The organism is Lysobacter silvisoli (assembly GCF_003382365.1).
Lineage (GTDB): Bacteria > Pseudomonadota > Gammaproteobacteria > Xanthomonadales > Xanthomonadaceae > Lysobacter > Lysobacter silvisoli.
Genome location: NZ_QTSU01000001.1, coordinates 1 through 23,446, shown reverse-complemented (window position 1 = coordinate 23,446; position 23,446 = coordinate 1). Strand labels below are relative to the sequence as shown.

Here is a 23,446-nt window from a genome sequence, read left to right as displayed (position 1 = left end):
TGCCGCCCTTCGCACGCCCGCCCTACTCCATCGTCCGCCGCCGCCCATGACCCCGACCCTACGCCGCAAACTCGAAGCGCTGGCCGAACGCCGCGAAGAACTCGAACGCCTCCTCGCCGACCCCGGCGTGATCGCCGACGCCGAGCGCTTCCGCAAGAGTTCGCGCGAGTTCGCCCAGCTGGAACCCGTGGTGCTGGCGCTGAGCGCCGAAGCCCAGGCCAAGGCCGACCTGGCCTCGGCCGAGGCCATGCGCACCGACCCCGAACTGCGCGAACTGGCCGAAGAGGAAATCGCCGCGGCCCAGGAACGCCTGCAGCGGCTGGACGCCGAACTGCTCGCGCACCTGATCCCCAAGGACCCGCGCGACGAAGGCGACGTGTACCTGGAAGTGCGCGCGGGCACCGGCGGCGACGAGGCCGCGATCTTCGCCGGCGACCTGTTCCGCATGTACGCGCGCTATGCCGAACGCCAGGGTTGGAAGGTCGAAGTGGAATCGGCCAGCGCCGGCGAGCACGGCGGCTACAAGGAAGTGATCGCGCGCGTGGAAGGCCGCGGCGCCTACTCGCGGCTGAAGTTCGAATCCGGCACCCACCGCGTGCAGCGCGTGCCCGCGACCGAGTCGCAGGGCCGCATCCACACCTCGGCGGCGACGGTGGCGATCATCGCGGTGGAGCCCGAGGGCGAACCGATCGAGATCAACCCGGCCGACCTGCGCATCGACACCTTCCGTTCCTCCGGCGCCGGCGGCCAGCACGTCAACAAGACCGACTCGGCCATCCGCATCACCCACGCGCCCAGCGGCATCGTGGTGGAAAGCCAGACCGAGCGCAGCCAGCACGCCAACCGCGACAAGGCCATGAAGCGGCTCAAGGCGATGCTGGCCGAAGCGCAGGAAGCCAAGGCCGCGGCCGCGCAGGCGGCCACGCGCAAGCTGCAGGTCGGCAGCGGCGACCGCAGCCAGCGCATCCGCACCTACAACTTCCCGCAGGGCCGGATCACCGACCACCGCGTCGAAGGCCTGACCCTGTACGACCTGCCCAACGTCATCGAAGGCGGCCTGGACGCGCTGACCGACCGGTTGATGCAGGAACACCAGGCCGACGAACTGGCGCGCCTGACCGACGACTGAGCGCGCCCACGCGCCTGCTGTGGGAGCGGCGTGAGCCGCGATCGCATCTCGGATCGGGCGCCGTCGCCGATCGCCATCGCGGCTCACGCCGCTCCCACAGTGGGCGATACGCCGGCCCGGACCTTCCCCCGTCATTCCGGCGTAAGCCGGAACCCATTTTGACCTCGCTCCAGCCACGGAAAGGGCGAAAGCGACATGGGTTCCGGCTTACGCCGGAAAGACGGATACCGGATAGCAGCGGCGTTCCTGCCCATGGTGAAACGCCCCCTTTTGACAATCCGCACCCCGACGCCCGCGAAAAGCGCGCCTGTGCACACACACGTCCGGCCCCAGCGCATGACGCGCCGGCAGACCCGGCGCCATAATCGGGCCCAGTCCGCCACCGCACCCGCTTATGCCGCCCATCGTCCGCCGCGCCCATATCGACGACCTCGACGCCCTGGCGCCGCTGTTCGACCGCTACCGTCACTTCTACACCCAAAAGAACGACGAAGCCGTGTCGCGCGCGTTCCTGGGCGAGCGCCTGCGCCGCGACGAATCGGTGGTGTTCCTGGCCGAGCTCGACGGCCGCAGCGCCGGCTTCACCCAGCTCTACCCCATGTACTCCTCGGTGCGCGCGGCGCGGGTGTGGGTGCTCAACGATCTGTACGTGGACGCCGACGCGCGCCGCCGCGGCCTGGCCCAGGCCCTGCTGGCGGCCGCGGTGGAGCACGCGCGCGAAGACGGCGCGGTGCGCCTGGAACTGGAAACCGACCACGACAACGCCACCGCGCAGGCGCTGTACGACGGCGCCGGCTGGCGCCGCTACGACGGCACCCAGCGCTACCACCTGCCGCTGATCGCGGCCTGAGCCCTTGAACGATCCGCGCGCGAGCCTGCGCCAGGCGCTGCAACGCGACCCCGGCGACGCATTCGCCTGGATCGTGCTGGCCGAACACGAGCTCGATGCCGGCGACGCCGCCGCCGGCGAGGCCGCCGCGCGCCGCGCGCTGGCCCTGCGCCCCGGCCACCCCGAAGCGCTGGCGCGGCTGGGCCGCGCGCAATGGATGCTGGACCGCCGCGAGGACGCGGTGGCCAGCCTGCGCGAAGCCGCGCAGCGCGCGCCCGATCACCCCGGCATCGCGGTGTGGCTGGGCCATGCACTGGAAGACAGCGGCGAAGCCGAAGCCGCCGCCGACGCGTATGCGCGCGCGCATGCGCTGGCGCCGCAGGAACCGCAGCTGGCCGCTTATCTGCTGGCCTGGCGGCGCAAGCTCTGCGATTGGCGCGACCTGGACGCGCTGTCGCGGCAGGTACGCGCCGCGGTCGCCGCCGGACAGGCCGCGGTGGAACCCTTCGCCTTCCTCAGCGAGGACGCCGACGCCGCCGAGCAGCTGCGTTGCGCGCGCCTGCGCGCCGATGCGATCGCCCGCGTGGTGCGCCCGTTGCCGCCGGCGCCGCGCGGCGACGGCGGCGGCCCGTTGCGCGTGGGCTTTCTGTCCAACGGTTTCGGCGCCCATCCCACCGGCCTGCTGACCGTGGCCCTGTTCGAAGCGCTGCGCGCGCAGGCCGATCTGCAACTGCATCTGTTCGCGCTCAACGGCGACGACGGCAGCCCGATCCGGCGGCGCCTGCAGGCCGCGGCGCATGCGTTGCACGACGTCTCGCGGTGGCCGCATGCGCAGATCGCCGCGGCCGTCCGCGCCGCCGGCATCGAGGTGCTGTTCGACCTGCGCGGCTGGGGCGGCGGCGGCGCGCCGGAAGCGCTGGCCTTGCGCCCGGCGCCGGTGCAGGTGAACTGGCTGGCCTACCCCGGCACCTCGGGCGCGCCGTGGATCGATTACGTGCTCGCCGACGGCTACGCCCTGCCCGACTGGATGCAAGCGCACTACAGCGAGACCGTGCTGCGGCTGCCACGCTGCTTCCAGCCCTCCGACACCGCGCGTGCGGTGCCGCTGCCGCCCGCGCGCGCCGACTGCGGCCTGCCCGAGCACGGCACCGTCTACGCCTGCTTCAACAACAGCTACAAGCTCAACCCGCGCAGCATGGCGCGCGCGCTGGCGGTGCTGCGCGCGGTGCCCGGCAGCGTGCTGTGGCTGCTGTCCGGCCCCGGCCAGGCCGATGCGCGCCTGCGCGCGTACGCGCAGGCGCAAGGCGTGGAACCGCAGCGGCTGGTGTTCATGGCCAAGCAGCCGCATGCGGATTATCTGGCTCGGCTGCGCCACGCCGACCTGTTCCTGGACACCGAACCCTACAACGCCCACACCACCGCCTCCGACGCGCTGTGGGCCGGCTGCCCGGTGCTGACCCGACCTGGCGCGACCTTCGCCGCGCGCGTGGCCGGCAGCCTCAACCATCATTTGGGCCTGGACGCGCTCAACGTCGACAGCGACGAGGCCTTCGTGGCGCGCGCGGTCGAACTGGGACGCGATCCCTCCGCGCTGGCGGCGCTGCGCGCGGCCGTGGAGCAGCGGCGCGCGGACAGCGGCCTGTTCGATATGGACGGTTTCGCGGCGGATTTCGCGGTGGCGGTCAAAACTATGGCAAAGCGGGCTTAAGAACACCCCGGAACAACCAGCCCGCTTTTAGCCTCCTTTGAAAAAGGGGGCGGCATCCGCACAGCGGATGACGGGGGATTTTGCTTTTGCTGTTGCTCTTACCCCGCTGCGCCAAAAAACAAATCCCCCTCAGTCCCCCTCAACAAAGGGGGAAGATCAGCGGTGGGCTCAGGCTGCCACGGCCGTCTCATCCGCGAGCAGCTGCGCCACCAACGCATCGACGCCCGCCTCGGCCGCCTCCATCGACCGCTGCAGCCGCTCGCCACCGAACTCGTCGTACTCCACCGCCACCGAGCCGGCCCAGTCCACGCCCAGGTAGCCCAGCGGCGTGCGGATCGCGGGCTCGACATGGTTCATCGCGCGCAGGCGCTCGTCGTAACCGTAGTCGCCGCGCGCGCTCAGCACCGCGATGCGCTTGCCCTGCCCCGCCAGCAGCGGCCAGTACGGCTCGCCCACGCGTTCGCGGTCGAAGCCGAAGGTGCGGCCCACGCGCACGATGTTGTCGATGTAGGCCTTGAACCCCGCCGGCACGCCGAAGTTGTACATGGGCACGCCGGCCACGATCAGGTCCGCCGACAGCAGTTCGTCGACCAGAGCATCGCTTTCGGCCAGCGCCTGGTGCATCCAGGGCTCGCGCTGTGCGGGCGGGGTGAACGCCGCATGGATCCAGTCGCCGGTGACCGGCCGCGGCGGCGCCAGGCCCAGGTCGCGGTAGATCACCCGGTCGCCGGGGCGAGCCTGCCGCCATTGCTGGACGAAGCGCGCCGACAAGCGGCGGGTATGCGAGCCGTGCGGCCGCTCGCCGGAACGGCCCGGCCGCGCGCTGGCATCGAGGTGGAGCAAGGTCGCCATGGTCATCTCCTGATGAATGATGTGGATTTGTGCGTCCCCGGAATGGCGACCACTTTCCTCCCAGCAAGATCACGCGACAAACGATAAGATTTGCCGTAACAGACAAATTTTATTCATCTATGCGCCGTCTTCCGCCGCTGTCGCAACTGCGCGCCTTCGAAGCCGCCGCGCGCCACCGCAGCTTCAAGCTCGCCGCCGAGGAACTGGCGGTCACCGCCGCCGCGGTTAGCCACCAGATCCGCCAGTTGGAAACCTGGCTGGGCCTGGCGCTGTTCGAGCGCCACACCCGCCGGGTCGAGCTCACCGCCGCCGCGCACAGCCTGTTGCCGGTGCTGCGCCAGGGCTTCGACGCCTTCGCCGAAGCGCTGGCCGCGCTGGCGCCGCCGCGCGCGCAGGCGGTGACCCTGGCGGTGACGCCGGCCTTTGCCGCGCATTGGCTGCTGCCGCGGCTGCCGCGCTTCCAGCAACTGCATCCGCGCGTCGAACTGCGCATCCTGGCCTCGCACGCGGTGGTCGACCTGACCCACGGCGGCGCCGACCTGGCGGTGCGCTACGGCGGCCGCGACGAAGCGGAGCTGGAAGCGCAGGCCCTGCCCGACGACCGTTTCCTGCCCGTGGCCAGTCCGCGCCTGGCCTTGCGCACGCCCGCCGACCTGGCCGCGCAGCGCCTGATCCATTTCGACTGGCATCGCCCCGCGCCGGACCGCCCGACGTGGACGCACTGGCTGCGCCAAGCCCGGCTGCGCCACGGCGATGTGCGCGGCGGCCTGCGCTTCAGCGAGGAAAGCCATGCGATCCAGGCCGCGGTGGCCGGCCAGGGCGTGGCCCTGCTCAGTCACAGCCTGGTCCAGGACGATCTGGCGCGCGGCGTGCTGGTCGCGCCGTTCGGCCCGGAGCTGCCCGCGCCCGCCGGGCGCCTGCTGCGCCAACGCGGCCACGCCGGTCCAGCGCAACAGGCGGTGTGGGATTGGCTGACCGCCGAGTTCGCGCCGCCGCCGCGCGGGCGTGGCCGCGATCGCGCACGATCGGTTAGGCTGCGCCGATGACCGCAGAACGCGACTTCATCCCGTTGCAACTGTGCGTGCTGACCGTATCGGACTCGCGCACCCTCGCCGAAGACAGCTCTGGCGATTACCTCGTCCAGGCGCTGCGCGACGCCGGCCACCAGCTGTACGACCGCCAGCTCCTACCCGACGACCGTTACCGTCTGCGCGCGGTGGTGTCGCAGTGGATCGCCGACCGCCGCGCCGACGGCATCCTGGTCACCGGCGGCACCGGCTTCACCGGCCGCGACTCCACGCCCGAAGCGCTGCTGCCGCTGCTGGACAAGGAAATGCCGGGCTTCGGCGAACTGTTCCGCGCGCTGAGCTTCGAAGAGATCGGCACGTCCACGCTGCAGTCGCGCGCCTTCGCAGGCCTGGCTAACGGCACCTTCCTGTTCTGTCTGCCCGGCTCCACCTCGGCCTGCCGCACCGCCTGGGAGCGCATCGTCCGCGCCCAGCTCGACGCCCGCACCCGGCCCTGCAACCTGGCCACGTTGCGTCCGCGTCTGCACGAACCCAGTTAATCGTGTTCCGCTCACAAGGAGTGCTCGCCATGCCGCTAGGCACCACCCTGCGTCTGCTCGCCAAGGCCCGCGGCATGAACGCGGCCGACATCGCCACCGCGATCCCGCGCGCGGGCGTGGCCACCGTCAGCGCCTGGCTGCAGGGCGACAAGCTGCCCGGCAAGGACCAGCTCGACGCCCTGGCCCGCACCTTCGGCGTGCCCGCCGGGGCGCTGCTGTCGGAGCTGGCCAGCACCCTGGACCCGGCCCGCACCCAGGGCGAGCACGACCTGCTCGCCGCCTACCGCGCGCTCAACAGCAGCCAGCAAGGCGCGCTGCTGGAGGTGGCCAGCGCCATGGCCGGCACCAAGCGCAGCCGCGCGCCGCGCAAGAAGGCCGCACGATGAGTAAGCTCAAGCGCAAGGACTACGAAGCCCAGCTGGAACCGCTGCAACGCGAGCTGGTCGAGGTGGCGCGTTGGGTGCAGCACAGCGGCCAGCGGGTGATGGTGATCCTGGAAGGCCGCGACACCGCCGGCAAGGGCGGCGTGATCGAGGCGATCTCGCAGCATCTGAACCCGCGCCAATGCCACGTGGTCGCGCTGCCCAAGCCCAGCGACCGCGAAAGCACGCAGTGGTATTTCCAGCGCTACGTCTCGCATCTGCCGGCCGCCGGCGAAATCGTGCTGTTCGACCGCAGCTGGTACAACCGCGCCGGCGTGGAACAGGTCATGGGCTACGCCAAGCCCGCGCAGGTGGCGGCCTTCCTCAAGCAGGCGCCCGCGTTCGAAAAGCTGCTCACCGACGACGGCATCGTGCTGTTCAAGTACTGGCTGTGCTGCGACCAGGACAAGCAGGAGGAGCGCTTCGCCGAACGCCTGGCCGACCCGCTCAAGCGCTGGAAGCTCTCGCCCATCGACGTGGAAGCGCGCAAGCATTACGACGACTACACCCGCGCGCGCGAGGCCATGCTCGCCGCCACCCATACCAAGCACGCACCCTGGACCCTGGTGGACTTCAACGACCAGCGCCAGGGCCGGCTGACCCTGATCCGCGACCTGCTCGCGCGCGCGCCGGAGCACAAGGTGCCGGCGCAGAAGATCGAGTTCCCGCCGCTGACGGGCAAGCCGAAGAAGGAGCGCTACCGGGCGCTGAAACCGCTGGGCGCGAAGAACACCGTCGCCAAGAAGAAGTAAGCCGGCCAGCGCTTCGGCCTTGGGGTAGGAGCGGCGTGAGCCGCGACCGTGATGTTGCGCAGATCGCGGTGCTTCGAAGCAAAAGCAAATCCCCCCTAGCCCCCTTTCAAAGGGGGAATCAGAGGCAAAGGCGCGAAAGCTTGCTCTGCTTCCTGTGGGAGCGGCGTAAGCCGCGATTCCCCCGAGCCCCGCGCTCCGAGACCCATCCACCGGCCCGGCGTTCACCCCGCCTGCGACCGCCGATAGGGATGAAACAACTGCAGCAACCAAGGCTTCTGCGCCAGCACCAGGCTCACCCCCACCCGCTGCTGCGCGCTCAGCGCCGCATCGCGCGCCAGCAGCGCGTCGAACTCGCGCGCCACCTCGCCCAGCCGCTGCTTGAGCTGGCGGATGCCGGCCGGACTGAGGCTGCCGCTGAGCAGCAACAGCACGTCCTGTTCGCCGTCGAAGGGATCGGCGAAGTAGTCGCCCAGCAGGTTCAGGCGGAAGTAGCGCTCCATCGGCCCGTCCGCGCGCCAGCGGAAATTGCGCGCGGTCAGCGGGCGGCCGCGGTTGCCCGGCATCAGCTCGATGATGCCCAGCCGGTCCAGGCGCACCAGCAACCGCGTCCATTGCGCGTCGTCGAACAGGAAATGCTCCTGCACGTCCGCCTGTTTCCAGCGATTCAAGGTCAGAAACAGCGCCAGCAGCAACGCCGGCTCGTCCACCAGCGCCTGTTCCTGGGCCTCGCTGAGCTCGGCCATGGCGGTGCGGCCGCGCGCGGCCTCGGCGCTGAGTTCGACCAGGCCGATGTCGAGCACGTCGCAGATCTGCTCCAGCCGCTCCAGGCTCATCGCGCGCTTGGAGAACATGCGTTTGACCGCCGCCTCGCTGAGCTTCAGGCGCGCGGCCAGGTCGCGGTAAGTGAGGTCCTGGGCGCGCAGAAAGCGCTTCAGGGCGTCGACGAGTTCCAGGGACAGGGCCATGGGGTATAAAAATACGCTACCGCGCGGCGCTTAGGGAGGCACCTCACCGGTGCCTCTTGCACGGGCCCGCGGCCACGAACAGCGTGGCCGCACTCCCCAACGAGTCAGCGCCATGGCCAGGATCCCGCCCCGCCGCACTCCGACCCTAGTGGTGGTTTCGATGGCCGTGTTCGGCCTGCTGGCAGGGACGCCAGCCTTTGCCGCCGTGCAGTCCGACGCCGTCAGCCGCCAGTCCGAAGCCAGCCTAAACGCCTCGGTCGAAGTACCGGTGGCGGTGTCGCTGGCGCTGTCGGAAGGCGCCAAGTTCTCGGTCACCGCGGTCGGCGCCAGCGCCCAGGGCGTGGCCGTGACCGTGTCGGCCGTGGGCGTGGGCGCCTCGTTCGTGGTCTACCTGTCGGCCGAGGCGGCCAAGGAACTGGGCCTGCGCGCGGGCCAGGCGGTGGTGGTCAGCGCGGTCGCCGCCGGCTGGCTGCTCAGCGTCGACGGTCACAAGCTGTGCTTCGTGCCCAACGAGCGCGCGCGCTCGCTGCTGCATAGCCGGCCGATCGGCTGACGTCCCATTGCTCCGAAGGAAGCCACTCCCCATGCGTAACCCCACCTCGTCTTGGCGAGCACTGATCCTGTGCGCCGCCCTGCTGGCCGCCGCGTTCGCACCGCCCGCACTGGCCGGCACCCACTGCGAAACGCAAACCGTGCCGGCGGAGAAAGTCGCCGCCGCCGCGGCCACGGCGCTGCGCGTGGCGCAGGCGCTGGACCAGGCCGACGCGCCGGCGGCGCTGGTGGCGCGCGTGGGCACGGATCTGTCGGCGCAAGGCCTGGTCTACAGCCACGTCGGCTTCGCGGTGCGCGATCACGCCAACGGCCGCTGGACCGTGGTGCATCTGCTCAACGAATGCGGCAGCGATCGCTCGCGGCTGTATGCGCAAGGGCTGGTCAATTTCTTCAGCGACGACCTGGTCAACCAGGACGCGCGCATCGTCTGGCTGCAGCCGGCGCAGGCGCAGCGGCTGGCCGCGCGGATGCAGGCGCTGCCGCAGCGCGCGCTGCACCAGCCGCATTACAGCCTGATCGCCCGGCCGGGCAGCAAGGAGTATCAGAACTCCACCGCCTGGGTGCTGGAGATGCTGGCCGCGAGCGCGGACGAAGGCGCGGGCATCGGCGACCGCCGTGCGGCCTACCGGCGCGCGCAGGCCGATGGATTCAAGCCCGACCGCATCCATGTGCCCTACACCAAGCGCGTGCTGGGCGGGCTGTTCGCGGCCAACGTCGCCTTCACCGATCATCCGGTGGCCACGCGCCTGTCCGGCGACTATCCGGTGGTCACGGTGCGCTCGATCTTCGATTACCTGCAGCGGTGCGGTTACATCCGCGAGCAGCGCGAATGGCGCGGCGGTCGGCTCATGGCCGAGCCCGGCCCGGCCTGAGCGCCGCGCTCAGCTGCAAACAAAGCCGTCCCCGGCCTCGTGTTCGCCGGCGTCCTCGCGCAGCACGCGGTCCACGCGCGCATGCGTCGGTCCGCGCTGCAGCCAGGCTTGCAACTGGGTCAGCGCGTCGTCCGCGCCGGCCGCCAGCACTTCCACCCGCCCGTCGGCCAGGTTGCGCGCGTAGCCGCGCAGGCCTAGCGCCAGCGCCTGCTCGCGCGTGGACGCGCGGAACCACACGCCCTGGACCTTGCCGCTGACGTAGTAGCGCGCCGCGCTCACGTGCCGGCCTTAGCCTCGACCGATTCGCCGGGCTTGGGACCGCCGGCCTTGGCGATCGCGCCTTCGATCATGGCCGCGGTGACCGGGCCCAGGAACTTGTCGGCGACCTTGCCGTCCGGGCCGATCAGATAGGTCATGGGCAGGCCGCGCGGGGTTTCGAAGGCCTTGGGCGGATCGTAGGTATCGACGATGGCGATGGGGTAGACCACCGGATGGGTCTTGAGGAACGCACGCATGTCGGCCGGCTCGATTTCCTCGTAGGCCAGGCCGATCACTTCGATGTGTTCGCGCATGGCGTCCATCGCCGACAGCTCGGGCATTTCCTTCAGGCACGGCGCGCACCAGGTCGCCCAGAAATTCACCACCACCCACTTGCCGCGGTGCGCGGCCAGGTCGTATTGGCCCTTGTCCAGGGTCGCGATGTTCAGCTCCGGCGTGTCCGAGGGCGCGGCGCCTTCGGGCGCGGCTGTCGGCGCGTCGGGCGCCGCGGCGGGCTGCGCCGGCTTCGGCGCCTCGGGCGCGGCCGGCGGCGCGGGCGCCGGCCGGTCGCAGGCCGCCAGCGCCAGGGCCAGCAGCGGCAGCACGAGGGTCGGGGCGTAGCGGCGTGGCGTCATCGGTCTCATTCCTCGTCGGCGTGGATGGTGGAAACGCGGCGTTTGAGCAGTTCGCGCAGCGGCACCCGTAGTTCGTCCATGGCCGCCACCGCCGAGCGCCCCAGCGAGTCGTCGCGGCAGGGCAGGCGGGCTTCGGCGATCGGAATGCGCAGGCCGCAGGCTTCGTAGAGTTCGCCCAGCGACAGATCGTCCAGGTCGCGCGAGAGCAGCCATTCGCCGGCCTCGGCGCGCGCGACCACCTTGATCTCGCACAGCTGCGAGAGCATCTGCTGGACCAGGGTGTCGGTGAGCATGGGCTCCAGTTGCTGGATCTCGTCGCTGTGCAGGCCGCGGCCATCGGCGCGCGCCTCGTTGAAGCGCGCCAGCAGCCGCAGCAGCCCGTACATTTCGAAGCCCAGCGGCAGGCGCATGGCCGCCGGCTGGTAGCGGAAGGCCGAGATCGACGAGGCCAGCGAGGCGCCCAGCAGCACCGCGATCCAGCTCAGGTAGATCCACAGCAGGAAGATCGGCACCGCGGCGAAGGCGCCGTAGATCTTGGAGTAGGAGCCGAAGCTGCCCAGATACAGGCCGATGCCCCACTTCACCAGTTCGAACAGCACCGTGGCCAGCAGCGCGCCGGCCGCCGCATGGCGCCAGTGCACGGTGCGGTGCGGCACCACCCGGTAGATCGCGGTGAACGCCATCCATTCGATCAGCACCGGCGCCAGCCGCAGCATGGTCGTTTCCAGCCAGCGCCCGGGCTGGGTCTCGAACACGTCCATGGCGAAGAACTTGGCCGACACCGCCAGGCTGGCCGCGGCCATCAGCGCGCCCAGGGTCAGCACCGTCCAATAGACCAGGAAGCGGCCGACCTGCGGCCGCGCCGCCTTGACCCGCCAGATCCGGTTGAAGCTGGCCTCGACCCCGTTGAGGGTGATCAGCAGCGACACCACCAGGGCGATCACGCCGGCTGCGGTGAGCTGGCCGATGTTGGCCGAGAACTGCTTCAGGCTGGCCTCGACCGAGCGCGCGGCCGAGGGCACGAAGTTGGAGAACACGTAGTCGCTGAGGCGGTCGCTCCATTCGCCGAACACCGGGAACGCGGAGAGCACGCCGAACACCACCATCGACAGTGGCACCAACGCGAACACCGTGGTGTAGGACAGCGCGCCGGCGGCCTGGAACAGGTTGTCGTCCAGGAAACGGCGGGCCAGGAAACGGAAGAAGGTGCTCACGCGCGCGCGGTCGCGCACGCGCTCGCCCCAACGGTTGATCGTGGTCAGCGGTTCCATCGCCGGGCAGGGTAACCGATGGCGCGTGCGGACGGCATGCACGGGCGCTGCGGGCCGCGGCCCTGCCTCGGCGGCTCGCGCGCGCGGCGGCTCGCCTCTATCCTGGCGGCACTCAGGAGACAGCGATGACCGAAGTACTGGTGCTCTATTACAGCCGCGGCGGATCGGTGGCGCGGCTGGCCCGGCAGATCGCGCGCGGCATCGGCGAGGTCGAGGGCGTGCAGGCGCGCCTGCGCAGCGTGCCGCCGGTGGCCGCGGTCACCCAGACCGCGGCGCCGCCGGTACCCGAGGACGGCGCGCCCTATGTCGAGGCGCGCGACCTGGCCGAATGCGCGGGCCTGGTGCTGGGCAGCCCCACCCGCTTCGGCAACATGGCCGCGCCGGTCAAGCACTGGCTGGACGGGCTGGGCGCGGAATGGGCCAGCGGCGCCCTGGTCGGCATGCCGGCGGCGGTGTTCACTTCCACCGCCACCCAGCACGGCGGCCAGGAATCGACCCTGCTGACCATGATGGTGCCGCTGCTGCACCACGGCTGCGTGATCGTCGGCATTCCCTACACCGAGCCGGCGCTGAGCAGCACCCGCACCGGCGGCACGCCCTATGGAGCCAGCCACGTGGCCGGCAACCAGGACGACCCGCAACCCAGCGAGGACGAGGCGCGGCTGGCGCGCGCCCTGGGCCGGCGCGTGGCCGAACTGACCCTCAAGGTGAGCCGGTGAGCGCTGCGCGCAAGATGCTGCTGGGCTCGCTGCTGGCGCTGGCGGCGCTGTACGCGGCCTGGTTCGGCGTGGCGGCGGACTGGGTGGCGCTGGCGGTGTTCGCATTGCCGCCGGCCTGGCTGGCGCTGGGCGTGTGGCGCGGTGGCGCGCGCGCCGGCTTCTGGTCGGCGGTGCTGGCGCTGGCCTGGTTCAGCCACGGGGTCATGGTGGCCTGGTCGCGGCCGCCGGAGCGGCTCTACGCCTGGGCCGAGCTGCTGCTGGCGGTGGCGGTGGTGTTCTCGGCCAGCCTGCCGGGGCTGCGCCTGCGCTTCGGGGCCAAGCCCGGGGCCTGACCGCGCAAGCGCGGGTTCGCTTCGCTGTCGGAGCGGCGTCAGCCGCGATGGCCTGGCCGCGCAAAGGCCGAAGCTGCGTCGGCGGCCGATCGCGGCTGACGCCGCTCCCACAGTTCCGCTGCGCCTCTATTGCCGCCACAGGCGCCGTGCGCGCGGGCCTATAATTGCGGCCACCCCCAGCCACGCGACCCTGCTTCGATGGACCAGCTCTGCATCGTCACCACCGGCGGCACGATCGACAAGATCTACTTCGACGACAAGTCCGACTACCAGATCGGCGAGCCGCAGATCGGCGGCATCCTGCGCGAGCTGGGCGTGGGCTTTCAGTTCAACGTGATTCCGATCATCCGCAAGGACTCGCTGCACATCACCGCCGAAGACCGCGAGCTGATCCGCGCCGCGATCGCGGCGCAGCCGGCCAAGCACGTACTGGTGACCCACGGCACCGACACCATGGTCGAAACGGCCAAGGTGCTGGCCTCGCTGGAAGACAAGACCATCGTGCTCACCGGCGCGCTGAGTCCGGCGCGCTTCCGCGGCTCCGATGCCGAGTTCAACGTCGGTTGCGCGGTCGGCGCGGTGCAGTCGCTGCCGCCGGGGGTGTACATCGCCATGAACGGGCGTATCTGGGACCCGCGCAAGGTGCGCAAGAACGTGGCCGCGAACCGCTTCGAAGCGGTGTGAGGCGCCTGCCGGCCGATTTAACCCGTCACTCCACCCCGTCATTCCGGCGCAAGCCGGAATCCATCTTGACTTGCTCGTTGCAGCCACGCTGGTAGCGCCGCATAACCTCGCGCTGAGAGCAGAAGGCCCAATGGGTTCCGGCTTACGCCGGAATGACGGGCAGTGTGCGTTCGATGCGAGCGGGTCCGGCGCGCCGCCAGGGCGCGCCGGAGTCGTGCTTCAGAACGTGATGCTCCAGCTGTTGATATAGCCGGTGTCCAGCGTGGCCGCATCGCGCACGCGCAGCTTCCAGGTGCCGTTGAGCGCTTCCGTGGACAGGTTGCGCGTATAGGTCTGGACCAGATTGTCGGCGCTGCCGCCGGCGCGGTTGTGCAGGTTGTAGACGCTGCCGTCCGGCGCCACCAGGTCGACCACCAGGTCGCCGCGGTAGGTGTGGACGATGTTCACCGAGACCGAAGCGTTGGTCGGCGCGTTGCCGGTGCGGCCGGACACGCTGATCGGGCTTTCGACGGTGCTGTTGTCGTTGATGGTGTAGTCGGCGGTGTTGCTGTAGGTCTGCGGACCGCTGCTGTCGCTGACCGTGACCGTAGCGGTCTTGGTGTTGCTGGCGCCGTCGTCGTCGGTGACCGTGAGGGTGACGGTGTAGGTGCCGGCCGCCGCATAGGTATGGCTGGGGCTGGTCGCGGTGGAGGTGTTGCCGTCGCCGAAGTTCCAGCTGCGCGAGACGATGCTGCCGTCGCTGTCGGTGGAGCTGTCGGTGAAGGTCGCGGTGAGCAGGCTGGTGCTGACGCTGAAGTTGGCCACCGGCGCGGCGTTGCCGCCGCCCGCGGCCGCGAGCACCGCGGCGTTGGCGTCGACGATGCCGGCGCCGCAACCGCCGCTGCAGGTGCCCGGCAGCGCGCGTGCGGTGTTCTTCAGGATGGTCTCGATCTCGGCCGGGGTCTTGGCTGGCGAGGCCACCGACTGCATCAGCGCGACCACGCCGGCCACGTGCGGGGCGGCCATCGAGGTGCCCTGGTAGAAGGCGTAGGTCTGGGTGCCGGGCGTGGTGGTGCCGGTGTTGAGCGCGGACAGCACGCCGTTGCCGGCCACCGCGGTTTCGCCGCCGGGCGCGGTCACGTCGATCAGCGCGCCGTAGTTGGAATACGAGGCGCGGTTGCCCTCGCGGTCGTTGGAGGCGATGGCGATGACGTTGTTGCAGTTGGCCGGGGTGAAGCCGGACACGTTGGCGTTGCTGTTGCCGGCGGCGATGACCACGGTGGTGCCGCGGCCGACCGCGCCGGTGATCGCCGTCTGCATGGCCGCGCTGCACGAGCCGCTGCCGCCCAGGCTGAGGTTGATGACCTCGGCCGGATTGGCGTTGGCCGGCACGCCGCTGACCGTGCCGCCCGAGGCCCAGACAATGGCGTCGGCGATGTCGGAGATGGTACCGCCGCCGCGGCCGAGCACGCGCACCGGCGAGATCCGCGCGTTGTAGGCCACGCCCGCCACGCCGGAGTTGTTGTTGGTCACCGCGGCGACCGTGCCGGCCACGTGGGTGCCGTGCCAGCTGGAGTTGTAGATGCTGTAGAAGTCGCCCGGATCGCTGGGGTCGCTGTCGCGGCCGTTGCCGTCGCCGGCGGTGGTGGTGTTGGTGATGAAGTCGTAGCCGGCGATGACGTTGGCGTTGAGGTCGGTGTGGTTGGTGATGCCGGTGTCGAGCACCGCCACGACCACGCCGGTGCCGGTGGCGTTGTCCCAGGCGCTGGGCAGGTTCAGGCCGCCCACGGTCTCGAAGTAATGCCACTGCTCGTTGTAGCGGGTGTCGTTCGGCGTGGCCAGCGCTTGCAGCATGCGGTCGACCTCCACCGACTCCACATCCGGATTGGCGGCCAGCTGGCGCATCAGCGCCTCGGCCTCGACCCGGTCCAGGGCGCGATCGCTGCGCACCACTTCGGCGCCGATGGCCATGCGCCGCAGCGCCTTCAGGCCGAAGGCGCGGTTGCCGCGTGCGGCGGTAGCGGCGGTGGTCAATGCGCTCTGCAGGGTGCCCGCGCTGCTGCGCGCGGCGGACCCGTCGCGGAACTTGACGATGAACTGCGCATGCGTGTCGGCCGAGGCCAGACCGCTGGTGTCGACGCGGCCGGCCGCGGCGGCGGGCAGCGCGAACAGCGAGGAAGACAGCACGACCGCGGTGGCGGCGGCGAGCGCATGGATGCGAATGCGACGCGACTTAGACTTGGACATCGTGATAACCCCCGAAGGTTGAATGCCACTCCTGTGGCGATACGTCGGGACCCGCACGGAACGACCTGGGCGGTCGGTCCTGCGACGGCGCCCTGACGTTAGCTACGGACACAGGCAGAGCCGGCGGCCGCCGGCCGAAACTAGACACTCTTTTGGTGCCACGACGTGATGCGCTTCAAGCAACGGCCACGTAAGCGCTTACACGCGGCGATGGCCGACGAACGGTGTTCGCGTTCTTGCGCGCACAGCATTGCAGCGATGAAACATCGCGGCATCGCGCGTTCACGCGGCACGAACGAAAACGCGGCCGTCGCGCTCGCGCGCGGGCCGTCCATGAGGCGCCGCCGCGCGTGCGGACCGCGCCGTGGCGCGATCCGCACGCGTGTCAGCGGATTAGAAAGTCAGGCTCCAACTGTTGATGTAACCCACGTCCTGCGCCGCGCGATCGGACGCGCGCAGCCGCCAGGTGCCGTTGAGCAGTTCGGTACTGAGGTTGATGACCTGATTGGTGAGGATCACGTGGTCGGCGCTGCCGCCGCTGCGGTTGTGCAGGTTGTAGACCGAGCCGTCCGGCGCGATCAGGTCGACGACCAAATCGCCCTTGTACGGATGCTGGATGTTCACCGAGATCCGCGTGTCGCCCGGCGCCGAGCCGCTGCGGCCGGAGACCACGATGCTGCTGCTCACACCGGTGGCGTTGTTGTCGGGGATGTTGACGTCGGTGCCGTTGGTGTAGGTCTGCACGCCGCCGCCGCTGCTCACCGTGACCGAGGCGGTCTTCGTGTGGGTGGCGCCGTCGTCGTCGGTGACCGTGAGCGTGACCGTGTACGTGCCGGCGGCGCTGTAGGTCTTGCTGGGGTGGGTCGCCGTCGAGGTGGTGCCGTCGCCGAAGTTCCAACTGCGCGAGACGATGCTGCCGTCGCCGTCGCTGGAGCTGTCGGTGAACGCCACGGTCAGGCCGCTGGCCGAGGAGCTGAAGTTCGCCACCGGCGGTGCGTTGCCGCCGCTGCCGGCGGTCTTGGCCGCTTCGCCCAGGAAGGCCAGGCCCAGCTTGGCGAAAGGCACGCTGTTGACCGCCGAGTTGCCCATGTTGGCCAGGGTGTCGCCGGAGGTGTGCAGGCGCGAGAACAAGCGGCCCTCGTGGTACATGGCCGAGGGGAAGCCCGCAGCGGTCCATGAGGCATGGTCGGAACAACCGTAGCCGCAGGCCTCGGTGGCCAGGGTCAGGCCGCTGCTGCCCATGTAGGCGCCGAACAGGTCCTGCAGGAACTGCACCATCGAGGCGTTGGAGTAGTCGGTGATGACCTTGACGTGCGGGTCGCCGCTGGTGCGGTAGTTGGTCATGTCCAGCTGCAGCGCCGCGACCACGTTCACGCCCTGCTGCTGATACGCGGTGGCGATGGCCTTGGAGCCGCGCAGGCCCACTTCCTCGGCCGCGTAGCCCATGAACTTGACCGTGCGCTTGGGCTTGTAACCCGAGGCCATGGCGATGCGCAGCACCTCGGTCAGGGTGGCGATGCCGGAGGCGTCGTCGTCGGCGCCCGGCGCGTTCATGGCGTTGCCGCTGCCGGAATTGGAGATCGAATCCAGGTGCGCGCCCAGCACCACCACTTCGTTGGGTAGCTCGCTGCCCTGGATGGTCAGGATCACCGAAGGCTGGGTCGAGCAATTCGTGCAGCCGGTGTAGAGCTCGGCGCTGACGTCGCTGCGCCCGTTGGCCAGCCCCAGCCAGGTGCTGCGGATCCATTCGGCCGAAGTGCGGCCGGTGGTGGAGGCGTAATAACGGTTCGGGTACTGGGTGGACAGGTGCGAGATGGTGCCGCGGATGTTGGCTTCGGCCACCTGCCCCAGCCAGGGATTGACCGTGGCCTGGTTGTCGATGGTGTAGGCGGCCAGGAACTTGCCGGCCATGGCCTGGCGGCTGCGGTCGCTGCGCACGAAGGCCTCGGCCTCGGCGCGGCTGGCGAAGGCGAAGTAGCCGCCGCAGCGGCGTTCCTTCTCGTGCACGTGGCGGGTGATGTCGGCCAGCTGGTGGGTCTGCACTTCCGAGATCACCAGGGTCGCGCCGCTGGCGTCCTGCGCGGTGCGCGCCTGGCGCGCCAAGGTTTTCACGCCGGCGTCGTAGGTGTCGCGCGAAGTGACCACGAACACCGGCGCGAACGGATCGTCGCTGGCGTCTGCGGGGCGTGCGTGTTCGTGGGCGTGCTGCGCGCTGGCCGGTGCGATGGCGCACAGCAGCGCCAGGGCGAGCAAGGTCGGCAAGGGACGGGGCGACAGGGACATGGGACGGCACTCCAGGGGTCAGGGCGCTCCCGGCCGATCGGCGCGGTGCGCAGGGACGAATCGGCCGGGGCGTGATCGGATCGAACCGGGGGAAGCTCCGGCCGCGCGGGCGACGCGGCCGCGCCGCCGCCCGGCCGCAACCGGGCAGGCGGCGCGGTGCGCGTCAGAAGGTCAGGCTCCAGCTGTTGATGTAGCCCACGTCCTGGGACGCGCGGTCGATGGCGCGCAGTTTCCAGGTGCCGTTGAGCGTCTCGCTGCTGAGGTCGATGACGCGGTCGGTGATGATCACGTGGTCGGCGCTGGTGCCGCTGCGGTTGTGCAGGTTGTAAGCGGTGCCGTCCGGCGCGATCAGGTCCACGACCAGATCGCCACGGTACGGGTGCTGGATGTTCACCGACACCTTGGCATCGGCCGGTGCATTGCCCGAGCGCCCGCTCACCGCGATGCTGCTGGTCGCGCCGGTGGCGTTGTTGTCGGGAATGTTGACGTCGGTGGCGTTGCTGTAGGTCTGCACGCCGCCCGTGCCGACGGTGACCGACGCGGTCTTGGTGTTCGTGGCGCCATCGTCGTCGGTCACCGTCAGCGTGACGGTGTAGCTGCCCGCCGCGGCGTAGGTCTTGCTCGGGCTGGCGGCGGTGGACGTGGTGCCGTCGCCGAAGTTCCAGCTGCGCGAGACGATGCTGCCGTCGCTGTCGCTGGAGGTGTCGTTGAACGCTACGGTCAGGCCGCTGGCCGAGGAGGTGAAGTTGGCCACTGGCGGCGCGTTGCCGCCGCTGCCGCTGACGGTGAAGCGCACCGCATTGGGCGTGCCCGGCTTGCCGGCGGCGTCGGTGGCCTGCACGTAGACGGTGTGCACGCCCGGGCTGAGGCCGGCGGTGGACAGGCTCAGGGTCACGGTCTCGGCGCTGGCGTTGTAGCTGCCGTCGCTGGCGCTCATGGCGATGGCCGATGCGCCCGGCGCCCACGGCGGCGCGTCCAGGTAAGCGCTGGCCGAGGCGATGTTCTGCACCGCCTCGGTGCCGTTGCTCTGGTTGAAGGTGGCGTCGCTGACGCTGGCGGTGATGGTCACCGGCGTGCCTGCCGGCACGGTCGCGGCCGAGGCGCTCACGCTCTGCGTGTCCGGGCCGGCCGGATAGCGGTACGGCGCCTGCAGGTTGCGCGCGGCGTAGCGCAGCGCGCGCAGGTTGTTGGGCAGGGTCGAGTTCTGGAAGCTCGAGCAGCTCTCGAAGAAGGCCACGCCCAACTCGATGGTGTAGCTGGGCACGCCCAGCAGCCCGTACATGGTGTCGTCGGTGGTGCCGTCGGTGGGGTACAGCTCGTTGGACTGCTGCGGCCGGTAGTTATTGAAGTAGGCCAGGCGCCGGCCCAGGGTCTGCAGCGCGGTGCTGTTGGGCGCCGGCGCGGTGGTGTCGCCCCAGGACCACAGCACCAGCTGCGAATAGCTGTGGATGTCGAAGAACAGGCCCTGGTAGTCGTCGGGCGCCGGGCTGCTGGTCGCGTCGCCGCGGCGGTCTGGGAACAGGCCGCCGGTGTACACGCCGTTGGCGTTGCGGGTGCCGGCGATCAGGCGCACCAGGTTCTGGGTTTCCGGCTCGGAGGCGCTGGACGGGCCACGGTAGGTCTCCGCGCAGGCATTGCCGCTGGAGCCGCCGGCGCCGTTCCAGTGGAAGGGGAAGTTGCGGTTGAGGTCCACGCCGATGGACGAGGCGCTGCAGCTGCCGTTGGCGTTGTCGGTGTTCTTGCGCCAGGACGCGCCGGCCTCGGCCTTCTTGCGCCCGTCGGGGTTGGCCTGGAGCACGAACTGGAAGGCGAAGTTGTCGACCAGCCAGGTCGCCTCGGCGTCGTTGCCGTAGCCGTTGACCAGCCATTCGGCGAACCGGGTCAGCAGTTCGGCCGGGGTGTATTCGCGCGCATGGATCGAACCCAGCACCACCATGGTCGGCTTGTTCGGCAGCGCCGCGTCGGTGGCGGTGTTGCTGATGCGCAGCACGCGCATTTCGTAGCCGGCCGCGGCATTGCGGCTCTTCTCCCAGCTCGGCCCGATGTTGCGCAGTTGCGCCAGCTGCGGCTTGGCCGCGGCCAGATCGTCCATGGTCGCGTAGGTTTCCTCGACCGTGCGGTAGCAGGCGTACCCGGGGATGCTGGCCGGGCCCATCAGCGGGGCTTTGGCCATCGCCGCCTGCATACGCTGCAGTTGCGCGGTGGCGGCCGCATCCACTTCCACCCGCAGGCCGGCGCGGCGCAAGGCCGCGATGTCGTCGGGCGATGCTTCCACGCGCACGGTGCGGGCGGTGCGGTCCACGATCAAATGCTGGAACTGCGGCGCGATGCGGCGCAGCTGCGCCTGGTCGCGGTAGTGAGCGGTGACGAACACCGGCGCGTCTTCGGCCGCGACGGCGGCGGCGGCGACGGCGAGCAGGGGCAAAGCCAGGGCATGGACGAGGCGCATGGGAATCTCCGTGACGCGCGGGCCCGGGCCCGCTCTTTAACGTGCCGGAAAGACAAGGGGTTGGCTGCGCTCCCGCCCCGCGGTGGCGGGACGGGAGACGCGTCGGACTGCTTGCGTTGGCGCCCTCCCCGGCCAAGGCCGGAGAGGGCGCGACGCATCAGAAGGTGACGCTCCAGCTGTTGATGTAGCCCACGTCGATCGACGCGCGATCGGACACGCGCAGCCGCCAGGTGCCGTTGAGGGCCTCGCTGGAGAGGTCGCGGGTGTAGGTGGTCACGATGTTGTCGGCGCTGCCGCCGCTGCGGTTGTGCAGGTTGTACACCGTGCCGTCCGGAGCGAGCAGGTCCACGATCAGATCGCCCTTGTAGGTATGGACGATGTTGACCGCGATCTGCGCGTTGGTCGGCCCGTTGCCGCTGCGGCCGGAGACCACGATGCTGCTGGTCACGCCGGTGGCGTTGTTGTCGGGAATGTTGACGTCGGTGCCGTTGGTGTAGGTCTGCGGGCCGCTGCCGATGGTGACCGTGCCGGTCTTGGTGTTGCTGGCGCCGTCGTCGTCGGTGACCGTCAGCGTGACCGTATAGGTGCCGTTGGCGCTATAGGTCTTGCTGGGGTTGGTCGCGGTGGAGGTGGTGCCGTCGCCGAAGTTCCAGCTGCGCGAGACGATGGTGCCGTCGCTGTCGGTGGAACTGTCGGTGAAGGCGACCGTGGAGCCGCTGACCGACGAAGTGAAGTTCGCCACCGGCGCCGCGTTGCCGCCGCCGGTCGAATCCAGACCGTCGATGAAGGTCGCCCCGGTGCCGCCGGCGTCCAGCCAGTTGCTCAGGCGGGTGGCGTTGGTGCCGCCGCCGGTCCAGGACACCGAGATGCGGCCGTAGTAGTCGGCCTTGCTCTGGTCGCTGGCCGAGCACGAGGACGGGCCGCCGTGCAGCTGGCCGATCACGCGCTTTTCCGGGCTGTACAGCGGCGAGCCCGAGGAGCCGCCTTCGGTCACGCCGATGCCCGGAATCCAGCGCACGAAGATGTGGCTGCCGTCGCCCGGCGAAGGCGGATTGTTGTTGGCGCCGCCGTAGCTGGTGGTGCGGGTGGCGCTGGTGCCGTGGCTGATGCGCTTCTCGGCGACGTTGGGGTGGTGGATGCCCGTGGCGCCGCTGTAATCGCCGCTGCGCGCGTCCCAACCGTTCCAGTACAGGTTGTAGGCGGCCGGCGCGGCGTCGTCCAGTTCCACCAGGGTGAAGTCGGAGGCGGCGTTGGAGGCGCGGTGGAAGGCGCCGGTCAGGGTCTGGCTCAGCGAGCCGTTGCCGTTCTGGCCGCTGGCGGCGCTGCCCGGCGCGCGGCAGGTGGAGTTCTGGTAGTTCCAGTAGGTGACCAGCGAGGCCGCGTTGGATGCGCTGATGCCGCAATGGTTCGCGGTCAGGAAGTACATCTTGCGGTCGTTGGCGGCGTTGTTGAGCAGGCTGCCCGAGCAGAACAGGCTGCCGCCGGTGGAGATGGCCGCGACCGAGCGGATCTGCTGGCGCCAGGCATCGCCTTCCGGGCAGGCCACGTCGACGTTGCAGCTGCCCGAGGTGCCCATCGGCGTGACCATGTCGCCGGACTGCAGGCGCTGGGCCATGCGGGTGAAGCCGCGGTAGTCGTGGCCGACCTTGGTCAGGCGCAGTTTGAGCTGGCCGGCCTGGTCGCGCGGCACCACCACTTCGATCACCGCTTCGGCGCCGTTGACGATCGGCGTCCACAGCTGGCCGTGCGACTCGTTGTCGGCGGCGGTGAAGGTGCGTATCTGCGAGGGATCGGAATTGCGGCCCTGGTCGGCCGGGTACACCAGCAGGCGGCCGCCGGCGGGCATCTTGTATTCGGTGAAGCCGAAGTTCAGCGACAGCGCGCCGCGCGATTGCACGCGCAAGCGCCAGACCATGTCGTTGCCGGATTCTTCCCACACGCCGGAATTCAGCGGAGTCAGATCCACCGACAGCGATTGCGCGTAGCGCGGCGGCAGGTCTTGCGCTTCGCGTTGGCGATCCTCGGCCTGCAGCGCCGGCACGTCCACCGCCTGCATCGTGCGCATTTCGACGTTCGAAAGCGCGGTGAGGTTGCGGTCGAAGGCGGCCGGACGCGCGCCCGGCGCCGCGGCGGCGAGCGAGGAAAATCCGAGCAGGACCAGGGAACCGTACAGTCGTTTCATGAGTCTCTCTCCATCCGTAGTAGAGGGCATGACCGGCTCGCCGCTCTTGTCGCGGCCATGGCGGCCGCGACGGCGAGCGCGGATCAATCGTTGGGAACGCGTGGTTGTTCCAGCGGTTGATACAGGCAATGCCGCAACCCGCGATGTGCCGCGTGTTGCGCTCGAACGATGGTGCTGGGCAGCCCCTACTGCCCGGTCACGACGCTAAGCGGCGCCTAGCGACGGAACAAGCGCGATTAGGACGCAAGTCCGGCAGGCTTCGTGATGCCCGTCATGCATATGAGCAGTAACCGCTTCCAGTTATATTTGTGCAGGCTTTGTATAGGTATATGCGCGCGCACGCGAGCCGCAATTCGCCTTGCGCTTCGGGGTAGGAGCGGCGTAAGCCGCGACCGCGAACCCACCACTACGACAAATGCTGCGGCCGCCGCTGTAGGAGCTGCGCAAGCTGCGACCGCGAATCCACACCTACGACGAACGCTTCGGTCTCTGCGCGATGTGCCTTCTGTAGGAGCGGCGTGAGCCGCGATCCGCTCCGAACTCGCGGTGTGTGGGTGTGTGGGTGGAAGCAACAGCAACAGCTTCCGTCCGCAAGCGGCCGGGTCACTTTCTTTTGATAAGCGTCAAAAGAAAGTAACCAAAGAAAAACGCTTCGCCAGAGCTCCCGCGCGAGATCGAAGCGTGCGCCGGGATTTTTCGATGGCACATCCTGTGCCAGCGAAAAACGGCGCACCTCCTGTGCGCCGCCCTCCGGGTCTT

At 69.9% G+C, this 23,446-nt stretch carries 21 protein-coding genes and 2 pseudogenes; 12 read left to right on the top strand and 11 right to left on the bottom strand.

From position 1 onward, the window contains the following. Positions 1-46: 46 nt before the first annotated feature. The 3 genes from prfA to DX914_RS00095 all read left to right on the top strand — a co-directional run bounded on the left by prfA (position 47) and on the right by DX914_RS00095 (position 3,666). Entirely contained in the window at positions 47-1,129 is a 1,083-nt protein-coding gene (gene prfA / locus DX914_RS00105; RefSeq protein ID WP_115857079.1) for a peptide chain release factor 1, read from the top strand. A 394-nt stretch (positions 1,130-1,523) separates the two neighbouring features. Beyond that, positions 1,524-1,979, top strand: a complete 456-nt coding sequence (locus DX914_RS00100) for a GNAT family N-acetyltransferase (protein WP_115857078.1) — start codon at positions 1,524-1,526, stop codon at positions 1,977-1,979. A gap of 4 nt (positions 1,980-1,983) precedes the next feature. Next, positions 1,984-3,666, top strand: coding sequence for an O-linked N-acetylglucosamine transferase, SPINDLY family protein (locus DX914_RS00095; RefSeq protein WP_115857077.1), 1,683 nt, complete (start codon positions 1,984-1,986; stop codon positions 3,664-3,666). A gap of 168 nt (positions 3,667-3,834) precedes the next feature. On the opposite strand, the gene DX914_RS00090 is transcribed toward DX914_RS00095, so the two are convergent. Then, on the bottom strand, positions 3,835-4,518 hold the full coding sequence (locus DX914_RS00090; protein WP_115859058.1) for an FMN-dependent NADH-azoreductase: 684 nt from the start codon (positions 4,516-4,518) through the stop codon (positions 3,835-3,837). 119 nt (positions 4,519-4,637) lie between these two features. Between DX914_RS00090 and DX914_RS00085 the strand changes: the two genes are divergently transcribed. From DX914_RS00085 to ppk2, 4 genes are read left to right on the top strand one after another with little or no spacing between them, the layout of a single operon-like run. Then, positions 4,638-5,564 (top strand): LysR substrate-binding domain-containing protein, encoded by a 927-nt coding sequence (locus DX914_RS00085; RefSeq protein ID WP_115857076.1) that lies wholly within the window; start codon positions 4,638-4,640, stop codon positions 5,562-5,564. Beyond that, positions 5,561-6,085, top strand: coding sequence for a molybdenum cofactor biosynthesis protein B (gene moaB, locus DX914_RS00080; protein WP_115857075.1), 525 nt, complete (start codon positions 5,561-5,563; stop codon positions 6,083-6,085). Before DX914_RS00085 ends, moaB begins: the two co-directional genes overlap by 4 nt. Before the next feature lie 29 nt (positions 6,086-6,114). Beyond that, the gene (locus tag DX914_RS00075) at positions 6,115-6,471 is read left to right on the top strand and encodes a helix-turn-helix domain-containing protein (RefSeq protein WP_115857074.1); all 357 of its coding nucleotides are present in this window, start codon (positions 6,115-6,117) and stop codon (positions 6,469-6,471) included. Further along, the gene (gene ppk2, locus DX914_RS00070) at positions 6,468-7,259 is read left to right on the top strand and encodes a polyphosphate kinase 2 (protein WP_115857073.1); all 792 of its coding nucleotides are present in this window, start codon (positions 6,468-6,470) and stop codon (positions 7,257-7,259) included. The genes DX914_RS00075 and ppk2 overlap by 4 nt, the downstream gene beginning before the upstream one ends. 221 nt (positions 7,260-7,480) lie before the next feature. Here ppk2 and DX914_RS00065 read toward each other — a convergent pair whose 3' ends face one another. Beyond that, entirely contained in the window at positions 7,481-8,224 is a 744-nt protein-coding gene (locus DX914_RS00065) for a helix-turn-helix domain-containing protein (protein ID WP_115857072.1), read from the bottom strand. Positions 8,225-8,336: 112 nt separating this feature from the next. Here DX914_RS00065 and DX914_RS00060 point away from each other — a divergent pair, with 112 nt between their 5' ends. Both DX914_RS00060 and DX914_RS00055 read left to right on the top strand, forming a co-directional pair. Further along, the gene (locus DX914_RS00060) at positions 8,337-8,777 is read left to right on the top strand and encodes a hypothetical protein (protein WP_147300553.1); all 441 of its coding nucleotides are present in this window, start codon (positions 8,337-8,339) and stop codon (positions 8,775-8,777) included. Positions 8,778-8,808: 31 nt separating this feature from the next. Next, the gene (locus DX914_RS00055; RefSeq protein WP_115857070.1) at positions 8,809-9,648 is read left to right on the top strand and encodes a DUF2145 domain-containing protein; all 840 of its coding nucleotides are present in this window, start codon (positions 8,809-8,811) and stop codon (positions 9,646-9,648) included. Between the two features lie 9 nt (positions 9,649-9,657). Here DX914_RS00055 and DX914_RS00050 read toward each other — a convergent pair whose 3' ends face one another. Genes DX914_RS00050 through DX914_RS00040 form a run of 3 tightly spaced genes read right to left on the bottom strand, consistent with a single transcriptional unit; the run spans position 9,658 to position 11,812 of the window. After that, positions 9,658-9,927, bottom strand: a complete 270-nt coding sequence (locus DX914_RS00050; RefSeq protein WP_115857069.1) for an acylphosphatase — start codon at positions 9,925-9,927, stop codon at positions 9,658-9,660. Next, complete coding sequence (locus DX914_RS00045) at positions 9,924-10,541, bottom strand: TlpA family protein disulfide reductase (protein ID WP_115857068.1); 618 nt, start codon at positions 10,539-10,541, stop codon at positions 9,924-9,926. The genes DX914_RS00050 and DX914_RS00045 overlap by 4 nt, the downstream gene beginning before the upstream one ends. A 5-nt stretch (positions 10,542-10,546) precedes the next feature. Next, a complete protein-coding gene (locus DX914_RS00040) occupies positions 10,547-11,812 on the bottom strand; it encodes a YihY family inner membrane protein (protein WP_115857067.1) in 1,266 nt (421 codons plus the stop codon). Positions 11,813-11,937: 125 nt separating this feature from the next. Here DX914_RS00040 and wrbA point away from each other — a divergent pair, with 125 nt between their 5' ends. The 3 genes from wrbA to DX914_RS00025 all read left to right on the top strand — a co-directional run bounded on the left by wrbA (position 11,938) and on the right by DX914_RS00025 (position 13,547). Further along, positions 11,938-12,531 (top strand): NAD(P)H:quinone oxidoreductase, encoded by a 594-nt coding sequence (gene wrbA / locus DX914_RS00035; RefSeq protein WP_115857066.1) that lies wholly within the window; start codon positions 11,938-11,940, stop codon positions 12,529-12,531. Positions 12,532-12,545: 14 nt separating this feature from the next. Continuing rightward, entirely contained in the window at positions 12,546-12,863 is a 318-nt protein-coding gene (locus tag DX914_RS00030) for a DUF2069 domain-containing protein (RefSeq protein WP_115859057.1), read from the top strand. A gap of 198 nt (positions 12,864-13,061) precedes the next feature. Continuing rightward, entirely contained in the window at positions 13,062-13,547 is a 486-nt protein-coding gene (locus tag DX914_RS00025; protein ID WP_115857065.1) for an asparaginase domain-containing protein, read from the top strand. A gap of 219 nt (positions 13,548-13,766) precedes the next feature. On the opposite strand, the pseudogene DX914_RS20750 reads toward DX914_RS00025, so the two are convergent. From DX914_RS20750 to DX914_RS20435, 6 genes and pseudogenes are all read right to left on the bottom strand, one after another. Then, positions 13,767-13,997 (bottom strand): annotated as a pseudogene (locus DX914_RS20750) (proprotein convertase P-domain-containing protein); the annotation flags it as partial. 111 nt (positions 13,998-14,108) lie between these two features. After that, positions 14,109-15,773, bottom strand: a pseudogene (locus tag DX914_RS00020) (S8 family serine peptidase); the annotation flags it as partial. A gap of 393 nt (positions 15,774-16,166) precedes the next feature. Beyond that, positions 16,167-18,056, bottom strand: a complete 1,890-nt coding sequence (locus DX914_RS00015) for a M20/M25/M40 family metallo-hydrolase (protein ID WP_115857063.1) — start codon at positions 18,054-18,056, stop codon at positions 16,167-16,169. 163 nt (positions 18,057-18,219) lie between these two features. Beyond that, positions 18,220-20,505: a M14 family zinc carboxypeptidase gene (locus DX914_RS20660; RefSeq protein ID WP_158549164.1), complete on the bottom strand. Its 2,286-nt coding sequence runs from the start codon at positions 20,503-20,505 to the stop codon at positions 18,220-18,222. Positions 20,506-20,662: 157 nt separating this feature from the next. Then, the gene (locus DX914_RS20655) at positions 20,663-22,687 is read right to left on the bottom strand and encodes a PKD domain-containing protein (protein ID WP_269204233.1); all 2,025 of its coding nucleotides are present in this window, start codon (positions 22,685-22,687) and stop codon (positions 20,663-20,665) included. Positions 22,688-23,093: 406 nt separating this feature from the next. Beyond that, the coding region (locus tag DX914_RS20435) for a hypothetical protein (protein WP_231118071.1) at positions 23,094-23,446 on the bottom strand (353 nt) is incomplete at its 5' end.